This is a genomic window from Candidatus Woesearchaeota archaeon, from assembly GCA_016180285.1.
Taxonomy (GTDB): Archaea; Nanobdellota; Nanobdellia; order Woesearchaeales; family JACPBO01; genus JACPBO01.
Genome location: JACPBO010000005.1, coordinates 46,711 through 58,932, shown reverse-complemented (window position 1 = coordinate 58,932; position 12,222 = coordinate 46,711). Strand labels below are relative to the sequence as shown.

At 40.1% G+C, this 12,222-nt stretch carries 13 protein-coding genes; 8 read left to right on the top strand and 5 right to left on the bottom strand.

The annotated features are described in order from the left end of the window. The first annotated feature begins 18 nt into the window (after positions 1-18). The gene (locus HYU07_01370; GenBank protein MBI2128866.1) at positions 19-636 is read left to right on the top strand and encodes a lactate utilization protein; all 618 of its coding nucleotides are present in this window, start codon (positions 19-21) and stop codon (positions 634-636) included. Position 637: 1 nt separating this feature from the next. Beyond that, the gene (mdh, locus tag HYU07_01365; GenBank protein ID MBI2128865.1) at positions 638-1,573 is read left to right on the top strand and encodes a malate dehydrogenase; all 936 of its coding nucleotides are present in this window, start codon (positions 638-640) and stop codon (positions 1,571-1,573) included. Between the two features lie 32 nt (positions 1,574-1,605). On the opposite strand, the gene HYU07_01360 is transcribed toward mdh, so the two are convergent. Next, a complete protein-coding gene (locus tag HYU07_01360; protein ID MBI2128864.1) occupies positions 1,606-4,791 on the bottom strand; it encodes a hypothetical protein in 3,186 nt (1,061 codons plus the stop codon). Between the two features lie 48 nt (positions 4,792-4,839). Beyond that, positions 4,840-5,316 carry a hypothetical protein gene (locus HYU07_01355; GenBank protein ID MBI2128863.1) on the bottom strand — a complete coding sequence of 159 codons (477 nt, stop codon included), beginning with the start codon at positions 5,314-5,316 and terminating at the stop codon, positions 4,840-4,842. Between the two features lie 120 nt (positions 5,317-5,436). Here HYU07_01355 and HYU07_01350 point away from each other — a divergent pair, with 120 nt between their 5' ends. The 3 genes from HYU07_01350 to HYU07_01340 are packed head-to-tail and all read left to right on the top strand — an operon-like array spanning position 5,437 to position 8,021. Further along, positions 5,437-6,357 (top strand): hypothetical protein, encoded by a 921-nt coding sequence (locus HYU07_01350; protein ID MBI2128862.1) that lies wholly within the window; start codon positions 5,437-5,439, stop codon positions 6,355-6,357. Positions 6,358-6,364: 7 nt separating this feature from the next. Further along, the gene (locus HYU07_01345; protein MBI2128861.1) at positions 6,365-6,826 is read left to right on the top strand and encodes a hypothetical protein; all 462 of its coding nucleotides are present in this window, start codon (positions 6,365-6,367) and stop codon (positions 6,824-6,826) included. Continuing rightward, the gene (locus HYU07_01340) at positions 6,816-8,021 is read left to right on the top strand and encodes a cysteine desulfurase (GenBank protein ID MBI2128860.1); all 1,206 of its coding nucleotides are present in this window, start codon (positions 6,816-6,818) and stop codon (positions 8,019-8,021) included. Before HYU07_01345 ends, HYU07_01340 begins: the two co-directional genes overlap by 11 nt. A 31-nt stretch (positions 8,022-8,052) precedes the next feature. On the opposite strand, the gene HYU07_01335 is transcribed toward HYU07_01340, so the two are convergent. Continuing rightward, complete coding sequence (locus HYU07_01335; protein MBI2128859.1) at positions 8,053-8,523, bottom strand: hypothetical protein; 471 nt, start codon at positions 8,521-8,523, stop codon at positions 8,053-8,055. 66 nt (positions 8,524-8,589) lie between these two features. Between HYU07_01335 and HYU07_01330 the strand changes: the two genes are divergently transcribed. Continuing rightward, positions 8,590-9,030, top strand: a complete 441-nt coding sequence (locus tag HYU07_01330; GenBank protein MBI2128858.1) for a Mov34/MPN/PAD-1 family protein — start codon at positions 8,590-8,592, stop codon at positions 9,028-9,030. An 11-nt stretch (positions 9,031-9,041) separates the two neighbouring features. Here the strand turns inward: HYU07_01330 and HYU07_01325 are convergent, their stop codons facing one another. Together HYU07_01325 and HYU07_01320 are read right to left on the bottom strand one after the other, a co-directional pair. Continuing rightward, on the bottom strand, positions 9,042-9,374 hold the full coding sequence (locus tag HYU07_01325) for a hypothetical protein (protein MBI2128857.1): 333 nt from the start codon (positions 9,372-9,374) through the stop codon (positions 9,042-9,044). 6 nt (positions 9,375-9,380) lie between these two features. Further along, positions 9,381-9,671, bottom strand: coding sequence for a hypothetical protein (locus HYU07_01320; protein MBI2128856.1), 291 nt, complete (start codon positions 9,669-9,671; stop codon positions 9,381-9,383). 220 nt (positions 9,672-9,891) lie between these two features. Between HYU07_01320 and HYU07_01315 the strand changes: the two genes are divergently transcribed. Then, the gene (locus HYU07_01315) at positions 9,892-11,433 is read left to right on the top strand and encodes a citramalate synthase (protein MBI2128855.1); all 1,542 of its coding nucleotides are present in this window, start codon (positions 9,892-9,894) and stop codon (positions 11,431-11,433) included. Positions 11,434-11,477: 44 nt separating this feature from the next. Then, the coding region (locus HYU07_01310) for a 4Fe-4S dicluster domain-containing protein (GenBank protein MBI2128854.1) at positions 11,478-12,222 on the top strand (745 nt) is incomplete at its 3' end.

Sequence of the window (12,222 nt, the reverse complement as noted above, 5' to 3'; positions counted from 1 at the left end):
GGCAGGAAGGCGATAAAAATGACAGACTTCAACAAGTTAGCATCACTTGAAACAATCAATGAAGCAATCAAAGCTTTAAAAGCCAGAGGCATAACTGCTGAGCTTGTAGAAACAAAAGAAAAGGCATTGGAAAGGCTAAAAAATCTGATCCCTGAAAAATCAGAGATCATGACAGGCGGCTCTACAACATTGGAGCAGATGGGATTTGTTGACTTGCTTAAATCCAAAAAGCATCCCTGGAAAAATTTAAAAGACGAAATCCTTGCTGAGAAAAATGAGGCAAAACAAACAGAGCTTAGAAAAAATAGCATAAGCTCCCAATTCTTTATAGGCAGCGTCCATGCAGTTGTTAAAACAGGCGAAGTTCTGGTTGCAAGCGCCTCCGGAAGCCAGATTCCTGCATATGCATTTTCCTCAGATAACATTATATGGGTTGTCGGAGCGCAGAAGATTGTTTCGAGCTTGGAAGAGGGGTTTAAGCGAGTCAGAGAGCATTGTTTTCCTTTGGAAGACAAGAGGATGAAAAGCATAGGCTATGGGGGCAGCGCAATTGGAAAGATCTTGCTGTTTGAAAGGGAGATAATGCCGAATCGCAAAATAACTTTGATCTTTGTGAATGAAAAGCTCGGGTTTTAAGATGGCAAAAATAACAATCATTGGAGCAGGAAATGTCGGCGCAACAGCAGCGCATCTGCTTGCCTTGAAGAATCTGGCAGATATTGTGTTAGTTGATATTGTCGAAGGCGTGCCGCAGGGAAAAGCCCTTGACATATTGGAATCCGGGCCTATTGAAGGCTTTGATCATGAGATTATTGGAACAAACAACTATGAGGATACAAAGGGCTCTGACATTATAGTTATAACAGCAGGCATTGCCAGAAAGCTTGGAATGACGAGGGAGGATCTGCTCAAAACAAATGTGTCTATTGTAAAAGGCGTTGTAGAGAGCGCGGTTAAATATTCGCAGAATGCCATATTAATTGTTGTAACAAATCCTTTAGATGCAATGGTTTATCTGGCTGCAAAAATAAGCAATTTTTCAAAAAACAAGGTGATTGGCATGGCAGGTGTTCTTGACACAACAAGATTTAAAACATTTATTGCTGAAGAGCTGAATATTGACGCAAAAAAGATTGAAGCATTTGTTCTTGGCAGCCATGGCGATGACATGGTGCCATTGATAAGCAAAACAACAACAGCTGGAAAGCCGATTACAGAGCTGTTGCCGGCTGAGAAGATCGGTAAGCTGGTTGAAAGGACAAGGAATGGCGGCATTGAAATTGTTAATCTGCTAAAAACAGGCTCTGCGTATTATGCTCCTGCTTCTTCAATTGTAGAAATGATCGATGCCATACTGAATGACAGGAAAAAACTGCTGCCCTGTGCTGCCTATTGCGATAAAGAATATGGCGTTGGAGGGTATTTTATTGGAGTCCCTGCAGTATTAGGCAAAGACGGAGTTGAGAAAGTGATTGAGTTTGATCTGGATGAAGATGAGAAAAAGCAGTTTGAAAGAACTGTTCAGCACGTGAAAGAATTGTGTGCAGAGGTTGATGAGCTGGAAGAGATTTGATTGTATTCTGCCAATGCCTAAAACATCACATCTCACCCAACACCAAATCTCAGCACTCTGCCTGAAAACTTGAATTCTCCAACCCATAAATAGCTTCCATCAAAGTCCATTCCAGAAGGCCAGAAAAGCTTATCTCTTCCAATTTCTGGAAGTTTTTCTGTTAAACTTTCTGCACCTAAAACAACATCTGGTTCATTGCCAGCAACAGCATCTTCAACATTGTTCCAAACTAAAACTCTGCTGGGCACTGTGTCAGCAACAAAAAGATGGTTGTTGCGGACTAAAGCACTTTCAGGCAGATTAAACATCCCGCCTGGCCTGCCAACTGTCATTGGTTGAGGCGGATTTTTTGGGTTTGAAATTAAGTCTGCAACACGATAAATTTTTACCATGTGCTCAAAAGTTGAGATAGTTGTAATGTAAGTGCCGTCGCTGTAAACACTTCCGCCACCTTTGCCTCCAGCTCCCCCAAGTGCTGTGTTTATTATAATTTTAGGGGTTGTGTTTTGGGCTGGCACATCTTCCCAAACATAGGTTTTGTTTTCCATGGTGGAGATATAAAAGTATTTTTCGTCACCAGCTACGCCATTTATTTTTGCAATATCTATGTTGCTGATTTTACCATCAAATGTAACATCTGGCGTCTCCCCATTCAGCGGCAATTTTTTCCATACAAACATTCTATTGCCTGTGTCTATAACCAACGAATTGCGTACAATAGAAGCGTGCTGCGGCGGAGGAAAAAACTCATAAACAAAATCAGGCTTTGCTCCGCTTTGGTCAGGCAGATTTTTCCATACATGCATTATATGATCAAAATTCGAAATGACAAACAAGCTCTTTCCATCAGTGAGGGGGTTTGGGTTATTGGCAAAGTAATTTGTTCCCAGTGTGTTGGTATCAATGTCTGGCGAGCCGATAGCAAAATCAGGCTTTTGGTCTGCCTTAGTTGGCAGCTCATTGTAAGCAACGATTTTATTGCCATTATAAAGCCCTATATATAGTTTGCCATCTGCAAAAGCTGCTCCTGAGCCGTCTCCCCCAATGAAAGCATAGCCCTCTTTTTTTTCTCCTGGAGCGCTGCTCGTGCCTACAACTAAATCAGCTGCGTCATTTTCATTTTCAGGGAAAGAGTCCCAAATAAAAAGCTTGTTGGTTACCACAATAAATTTGCCATCTGGCGTAAATGCCCCGCCCCACATTATATCGCCCTGCACTAGCTGCCCAGGGCCTTCTTGAAACGGTATTTTTTCACCCATTCTAAATGGTGTGAAAACAAAAAAGTCATAAGGCTCATCATCTTTGGTAGGAAAGCTATTCCAAAGAAAGTTTCCTTGGCCGCCATTGTTCGGCTTGGCATTGTGATCGCCAATTAGAAGATGCTTGCCATCGCTGCCAATTGAGCGTGGAGTGCCAAACTTTCCTCCGGCAAAAAGAACAATATCAGCAGCCTGATTATTTTGAATGGGGAAAGAGTTCCATATCAAAACAGAAGCTGATCCGGTGCTGGCTACAATTAGTTTCTTTCCGTCAGTCCAGACTGCCCAAGGCCAGCCAATACGGCGTTTAGCAGTTTCCATATCTTTTGAATCAGCAGGCCCGCCTATACCTATATCTTTTATTTCCATATCAGCAGATTGTCCATTTTTTGTTGGGAAAGAGTTCCAGATTAAAATGCGGTCATTGTAAGTATCGGCCACCACTATTTTGCCGTTTGCAGCTGAAACGCTGACAGGCCAATTTAGCTGATCAAGCCCCTTACCGGGGTTGTTGGAATAGAAATCTTTTTGGCCAAGCACCAAATCAGGAGCTATGTTGCTGGCTGGAAGTTTGTTCCATATTAGAATCCGGTTGTTATTTCTATCAGCTAAAAGAAGATGCGTTCCATCGCTTGCAACATTTCCGGGGTGGTTGAACAAAAGAGAGCCGCCTGCATTATTAAAATCTATTCCTGCGAGCATGATGTCTGCATCCTGGCCTGTTTTAAACCATCCAGTTGGTTTTGATGAAACTGTTTTGTATGTGGAATTAATAGCTTTTACAGAGATAGGCTCTGACACCTGAGTTTGTATTGTTTGTGTTCGCTGCTCAGGCTGTACTTCTTGCACTTGTTTTTTTGCCTGCCATCCCTCAACACCAGCGCAGTCTTTAGAACATACTCCTTCTCTTATCTCAAAATCATCACAAATGCCATCTGGACAAAATTGCGATTGTGCCTGTTGGGATTGGCCGTCTGATTGCGGCTTTTGCTCTCCTTCAATTGCTTTATAAATCATAGCATATTTGCCATCTGCTAGTTTCACAGCAGCAGGGTCACAAACTATCCCATCTGTATTTAGGATATCGATTTGTTCCAACTTAAAATTCACGCCGTCTGTAGATGTTGCAGTAGCTATTCCCTTTCCGCAGGCAAAAAGCCTGACTCCATTGTCGAGTGCCAATGCCCCGGGAACTCCTCCAACATTCCCTCCTTCTATGTCAACAGCTATAAAGTTCAATCCATCATTTGAAGTTGCTAATTCAGATGAGGCTCCAACAGAATAGTACATGAGCCATTTGCCGTTGAAATAAATCACCTCAGGATCAGTCAGGCTGTTGTCCTCAAATCTGGTGCCCTCTTCCGCAACAAAATTCATTCCATCAGAGGATTTGGCAGAATAAACTTTATGTTTGCCCTCCTGTTTGGCGGGATCGCCGCTTGTAATATCTGGTCCAAAAAAGTAAAGCCTCAAAGAGCCATCCTCTAGCTGAACTATAGATGGGTCAACAACACCTCCCTTATTTTTTTTGCCGCTAAGTTTAATGGTGCCTTGTTCTGCCCAAGTTTTTCCTAAATCAGAGGAAGAAATAATTCCCACTTGCTCAGTTGACGGGCCAGCCATTGTCAAGGCATCAACAAAATAAACCAGTAAGTCGTCTTTTTTGAATTTGCCTGCGTCTCTTGTAAGCTGAATCAAATCAGGGACTGATGCAGATTTTCTGATTAACGAGCCTTGCTCCCAGGTTTTCCCGTCACTGGAAAAAGTTATATATGTATTGTGGTCAATTAAAGGATTGCCTGGCATCTGATTCTGTCGAGCTTGTTCTTGAAAAGGCTGAAACGGCTTCTGCGGAATTTGAAATGGCGCCTCTCTTTGAGTTTTAGTGCAACTGCTCGTAAAGATAACAGCAACTAATAAAATCGCCAATAAGCTGCAATGAGCATAGGTTAGCTTCATTATTGAGAACATAAAATTTGATGCTTAAAAAACTTTTCTTTTTAGAATCTACAGCAGCCCTTCCATAATATCATTAACCAGCCTTACATCATTCGTCTTTCCATAGCCCTCAACCTTAACAATGCCTTTCTCAACTAATTTTTTAATTGTTCTGTGCGATCTGAGCTTATTCATGCCTTCCAGTCTTGTGATGTCAGCTTGCAGCATCCTTCCCTTGTTTTCAAGCAGCTTTTCCACAACTTTTCTTTCCTCTACTGCCAAAAATTTGAATATTATGTCAATGTTCCTTTTCAAAGATTTTTCCTTTGCCTCAACCTTGAATGACATTGTATAGTGAGTAGCAGCCCCGACAACAACACCAAGGCTCACTAAAATAGGTATCAGGTCAAAAATAGAAACACTCCACCCGAACACAGGGCATATAAGGGAATTTTTTTCTTTGTAGTATGAGCTTATTGAGAATACAACAAACAGAAACACAGCGATCATTCCTATTCCGAGCACAATCTTCTTGTTTTGAATCATTGAAACAGCTAATCCGGGCTTATTTTTAAGCTTTTCGCAGGGTTTCACAAATTAATATATATGGTTTCATCTTATTGATACTATAGTTTATACGGGCTGGTGAATGATACGAAAGTGAAAATGAAGAAATTATACATGTGGCAGGCAGTATCTGTTGTATTGCTGATATCATTAATAGCATCTTTAATGCAGGGCAAGACATCTGGCTTATCAAAAGATGAAGCAGCAAAGAAGGCAATTGATTTCATAAACACAAATATGCTGCAGGGGCAGGCAGCAGCTGTGCTGAAAAGCGCCGAAGAAAAAAACAATCTTTATGAGATAAAGTTTGACATCGCCGGGCAGTCATATGATTCTTATATATCAAAAGACGGCAGCCTGCTGTTCCCGTCTGCAATATCTTTGGAAGCAGCTGCTCAGCAGGCCAGTTCGCAGTCTTACCCAAAAACAGACAAGCCTAAAGTTGAATTGTTTGTGATGAGCCACTGCCCTTATGGAATCAAAGCGCAGGAAATACTGGTGCCCGTAATGAAATTATTGGGCGAATCTGCAGAAATAAAGACAAGATTTGTGTATTATGCAATGCACGGCAAAACAGAGATTGATGACAACAGCATAGAATACTGCATACAAAAAGAGCAGGAGAACAAATATGCAGATTATCTGGAATGTTTTGTGAAATCGCAAAAATCTGATGAGTGCATAAAGTCTGCTGGGATCGATGCTGATAAGTTAAGCTTGTGCATTAATTCAATAGACAGGCAGTATAATATCACAGCATTATACAACGATAAATCAACCTGGCTTAGCAGCCGTTATCCCCAGTACCCTGTTGACAGGGAACTAAACCAGCAGTATGATGTGCAGGGCTCTGAAACACTTGTTGTCAATGGCGTGCATGTATCTCCTTCAGAATACAGGTGGGATTCTGACAAGCTGAAGGAGATTATATGCTCAGCATTCAATACAGCGCCAAAAGAATGCTCCCGAACTTTATCTTCAGCCAGCTCTTCTAGACCATCTGCAGGAAGCTGCGGCTAAGTGAAAAATGATCTGCCTTATCGCTTTAGTTGTTTTTGGGGTTCTTGGCATTTTTAGCTCCACACACAGAATGCTTGCAAAAGAGGCATTCGACTGCGTTTTCAGAAGGCTAACATTAAGAAAATGCGAATCCGGATTAGATAAAAGGCTGAAAAGCCAAATTACTGGAAAGCTGATGAGGAAAACTCCAAGGCTTGCTGGCTTCACATATAAAAATTTCGAGCTGATTTCATGGATTTTCACCATAATGTTTATAGCAAGCATAGTATGGTCTGGCCATGGCATTTATAACTTGATTGTGTACAAAAACTGCAATGGGCTGCAAGGAGGGGCGTGCATTTTCAACCCTTCAGCATCAGAAAGCCTGCCTTCATGCAGTAATTCCGAATGCCCGACAGGGTGTTCACCAATATGTCGGGGAGGGCTTAACTGCACTTGCAAAGAAACCTGTGATAAATATGGCAATTAATGTCCGAAAAATAAGAGAAGATTTCCTGATTCTAGATAGAAAGAGGAATAACAGGCCAATAATATATTTTGACAATGCATGCATGTCATTGAAGCCAAGGCAAGTAATTGAGGCAATGAACCGCTATTATAATGAATTCCCGGCATGCGGCGGAAGAAGCCTTCATTCTTTGGGCAAAAGAGTAACGGAAGAAGTCAGAAAAGCAAGAATAACAATCCAAAAATTCATAAATGCAAGAAAAGAAAAGGAAATAATCTTCACAAAAAACACAACAGAAAGCATCAATCTGGTTGCGAATGCATTTTCTCTTGAAGAAGGCGATGAAGTGCTCACAACAGACAAAGAGCATAATTCAAACTTGCTTCCATGGCAGAGATTAAAGGAGACAAAAGGCATTATTCATCAGATTGCTGATTTCAATGATCCGGAAGATTTAAAAAATAAAATAACAAATAAAACAAAGCTAATCTCGATGGTGCACAGTTCTAATCTGGATGGAACTTCAATAAATGCAAAAGAAATAATAAAAATTGCGCATGACAATAAAGTTGCTGTAATGCTTGACTGCGCGCAGTCCATTCCTCATAAAGAAGTTGATGTCAGGAAGCTTGATGCTGATTTTATTGCATTTTCAGGCCATAAGATGCTTGGCCCAACAGGAACTGGCTGCCTTTATGGAAAGCAGGAATTGCTTGAAAAATTATCGCCTTTCATTGTAGGCGGCGACACTGTGAAAGATACAACTTATTCAACAGCAGAATTTGAAGAGCTGCCTGAAAGGCTTGAAGCCGGGCTGCAGAATTATGCCGGAATTATCGGCTTTGCAGAAGCAGCAAATTATCTGATGAGAACCGGAAAAGGGGATATTGAGCAGCATGAATTGAAGCTGAACAGGAAAATAACAGAGGAATTGTTGAAAATAAATGGCTTCGATCTTATTGGCCCGAAAGATGCAGAGCAGAGAGGCGGAATAATAAGCTTCAATATAAAAGGAATGGATCCGCATAATATTGCAATGATCCTTGACCAGTCCGCCAACATAATGATCAGAAGCGGAGCTCACTGCGTTCATTCATGGTTCAATGCGCACCAAATGAAAGGAAGCGCAAGGGCATCTTTGTACCTGTACAGCACAGAAGAAGAAGCGAATGTCTTTATTGAAGAGATGAAGAAGATTGTGAAGTTTTTGAAATGAAAACGTTAAAAACCAATACAGGAATGTGGTTTCAAGTAACTTTTTCAAAAGATAGTTTTTCTAATGATAAGTTCGAATTTTCATAAGCTGATTTTGGTATGTCGTGAAAAAATGCCACTGGGATTTTTAAATTTGAGAAATACTTTTCATACCTCTCTATGAAATTAGCTACCATGGCTTGTGTCGGTTTATGCCGGAGATGGATTATGCTACAAATATCCTCATTTCTGCCTATTATGCTGCCTTCAGGCTTGCTGTTTGTTTCATTTACAATAATTCTTTCAACTTCCTTGAAATCACATAACTTTTTATCTAGCCCGCAGAGCAGAATATATGGCCCATCATCATGCCTGTATACATGAACTGCTGTGTAGTGTTTGTCTGATTTACTTGTAAAGTTTACCCAAATTGAAGTTAAAGAGTTATCAGGCAATCTACTTGCTCTCAATTCATTAATTGTTAAATCTTTTGTACTTACCTGTCTATAGGATTCTTCTTGCATTTTGTTATTTGTAAATAAGCCAATCTTTATAAATCTTATCATACCTCTATGAATTCAATACATCAAATGACACTTAAAACTTTTTTAATAAACCAACTCAAGAAATTCTTCGGCTTTGATAAATACGAATTCGATAAAATCATTGTAGAAAAAGAAGTTGTTGAAAAAATAATCGATCTTGCAAAGCAGGCTTACCCAAAGGAATTTGTTGTTTTATTGGAAGGGGAATTCAAAAACAAAGAATTGATCATAAATGATGTTTTATTTAACACTTACCAGGCATCGAACAATGCAACATCCATGACGCTTGATCTCCCTATAACCTCAAAAATAATAGGGACAGCGCATTCCCATCCTGGCTACAGCAGTAGGCCATCAGGGGCAGACTTGACATTTTTCAACAAATGCGGAATAGCGCATATTATCATAGCATATCCGTTTAATGCAGATACGATCAGGATGTATAATGTTTATGGAAATGCTGTTGGATTTAGCGCAAGTATCTAAAAATAAAATTCTCACGGCTTTAAATTAATAGCAACTTTATTGGCAGACTCTAGCTGCATATCAATTATTTTGCCTTGCTTGCTAACGCCCTCAAACTCTATGATCTCATTAGGGATGGTGGCAGAAAAACTATTGCCTACTCTTCTTAACTTTACTTTAAAGTGCTTCTGCTTCAGCTTATTGAATTTTAAGTATTCATTCATATCCAGCGGATGATGCCATATCTTGCCGCATTTTTGGCATTCCCACGTCCTAATTTCAAAGCCGTCTCTAAGTATATGCCCTTTTACAGTTTTTTGATTGCAAGTTTTACATAAAATCTCATTTTCGTATACATCTTTCATTTTCATCTACCTCCTTGTAAATTTTCCAACATGGATCAATTCCCAACATTCTCTTCCGTCAAGTTCGATAAACCCGCGCTGAACAACCACTTTTACCGTTTTGTCTCCTCTATCAACACATTTTTCTAAAACACCCTTTCTTCTTTTGCTTCTTGAGCACTCATAGCCTTCATTTAGTATCGCTACCACATCATCCAAATCCATTTCGTATTCAACTAATTCATCAACAACATTTTTCTGCCCTCTTCTGGTTTGAACCGTTATCACAGGAAGACCTTGGTAGCTCGGCTCATACAATGTAAACACCTCTTGTATATACTATCAGTATACACATTAAATATATAAATGTTTCGTTTTTGCCAAGCCAAATCCAAAAATTCAAATACATAAACTTTAAATACATAAACTAACTCTTCAATATTATGATCCATACCGGTTTATCAGCTAAAAAAACAAGTTCTATAGCAGAAATCACATTTATTATTTAAAACACAGCAGAAAGTTTCTGCAGGCTAAAATGATAATATATGACACAACGCTTCGCGACGGAACCCAGAACAAGGATGTGAATCTGACAGTCAGGGATAAATTGGAGTTCGCAAAGATCCTTGACGATTTTAAAGTTGATTACATTGAACTGGGCTGGCCCGGGTCCAATCCAAAGGACATGGAGGCATTCCTGGAAGCTTCAAAATTAAAGCTAAATCATTCCAGAATATCTGCTTTCTGCAGCACAAGGAAAAAAGAGCTTAAAGCAGAGCAAGACCTTAATCTCAAGGCAGTTCTTGATTCGAAAGCAGCAGCTGCCGCAGTATTCGGCAAGACATGGATTTTGCACATTGAGAAGCAGCTTAAAACATCAAAAGATGAAAATCTTGATGCAATAAGCGATTCAATAAACTTTCTCAATGACAACGGCATAGAAGTTTTTTTTGATGCAGAGCACTTCTTTGACGGCTTTAAAGACGATAAAGAATATGCATTAGAGTGCCTTAAAAAGGCAATTGATGCAGGAGCTTCCTGCATTGTTCTGTGCGATACGAATGGAGGCTGTTTGCCTGATGAAATCCTCGGAATAGTCAATGAAGTCAGAGCTGCATTTCCAGATGCGCAGCTCGGCATCCACTGCCACAATGATTCCGGCTGCGCAGTTGCAAACACATTGATCGCTGCAGGTAAAGTTGGCCATATTCAGGGAACCATTAACGGCGTCGGGGAGCGCTGCGGCAATGCCGATCTGTGCCAGATTCTTCCTAATATTGCATTGAAGAAAAACATACAGATAAACGCTGATCTCTCAAAGCTAAGAGAGGTTTCAGATAAGTTTAATATTTTAGCGAATATCAGGCCGCAGCCTAATCAGCCTTTTGTAGGAAAAAACGCATTCTCACATAAAGGGGGCATCCATGTTGATGCGCTTAGCAAAGGCGCTTCTTACGAGCATATTGATCCGGAAGCAGTAGGCAATTCCCGCGATATTGTTTTGTCAGACCTTTCAGGCTCTGCCAGCATCGTTGAAGTTCTGAAGCAGTTTGGAATTCAAGCAGACAAAAAAGACCCAAGAATAAAAGAAATGCTTGATGATGTCAAGCTTCTGGAAAAGAAAGGCTATGACATAGGCGATCTGGAAGCTGAGAAATATTTGCTGGCAAATAAGCATTTTCTTAAAAAAAATCCTTTATTCGCAGTAACTGGCTGGAAGATCATTTCTGAAAATATAAGTGGCGAGCTTTACTCCGAGTGCGTTATGGCCGGCAATGTAAACGGAGCTGAAACTGAAGTAATTGCTCCTGTAAAAGAGCAGGGTCCTGTTGATGCAGCATACGATGCTTTCAAAAAGCTTTTGGCGTCTTTCAGGCAGCTTGATGGCATAAAGCTTATCAACTATAAAGTTATGATCGCAGAGGACAAGGGCGCAGAATCTTCAGTAAGGGTCTACATAGAATTCAAAAATAACGGGAATGAGTGGGCAACGATCGGCGTTAATGAGAACATACTGAGCGCTTCGCTTGAGGCTATTGAAAAGGGCTTTCGTTATTATTTATTGAGATTTTGCTGATAAACATAACCTTTAAAAACTTTAATAATAAAATCACTCTTAATATGTTGTACGAGATAAAAAAAGAGGATTTTAAGGATTATTTGGAGTTTCTCACAGATAAATTTGATCTCATTGCCCCTGTGCAGCAGGAGATCGTAAGGGCCAAGGTTGTTCAAGCTAATGACCTTGTTGTTTTTAAAGCCCCATTATACCCTGCAAAAAAATTCTTCCTGCCGAAAAGGGAAGAGCTTTTCCTGTTCGAAAATAATAAAATAAAGCCGGACAGCGATGAAATCAAAACAACAGTCCTTTTCCTGAACAAATGCGATGCAAACGCTGTTCTAAGGTTTGACAAATTGTTTCTGCAGGATCCGGTTGACATAAATTACAAAGCCCGCCGAGATAATTCAGTAATAGTCGAGATTCCGTGCGGCAAAGTATGCGAAAACAGCTTCTGCGAATCCATGGGCTTAAAGGATTATTATGATTTAAAGATTTTTGATAATAATGCTTCTTATGTTATTGACATCAAAACTCAAAAGGGTAAAAAATTGCTTAATAAAAAATTCTTTAAAAAAACAAATAAGAAAATTAAAAAAGCAAAAATCAATTCTCCAAAAACTCTGAAATTAGGCAAAATAAAAACAGATAATCAGGGAATATGGGAAGAGAATGGAAAGAAATGCTTGAGCTGCTCTGCATGCACGATAGTCTGCCCTACATGCACCTGCTTTGAGCTTCGCGATGAGCTTGACCTGAACTGCCAGAACGGGGTAAGGCAGAGGCTATGGAGCAGCTGCCAGCAGC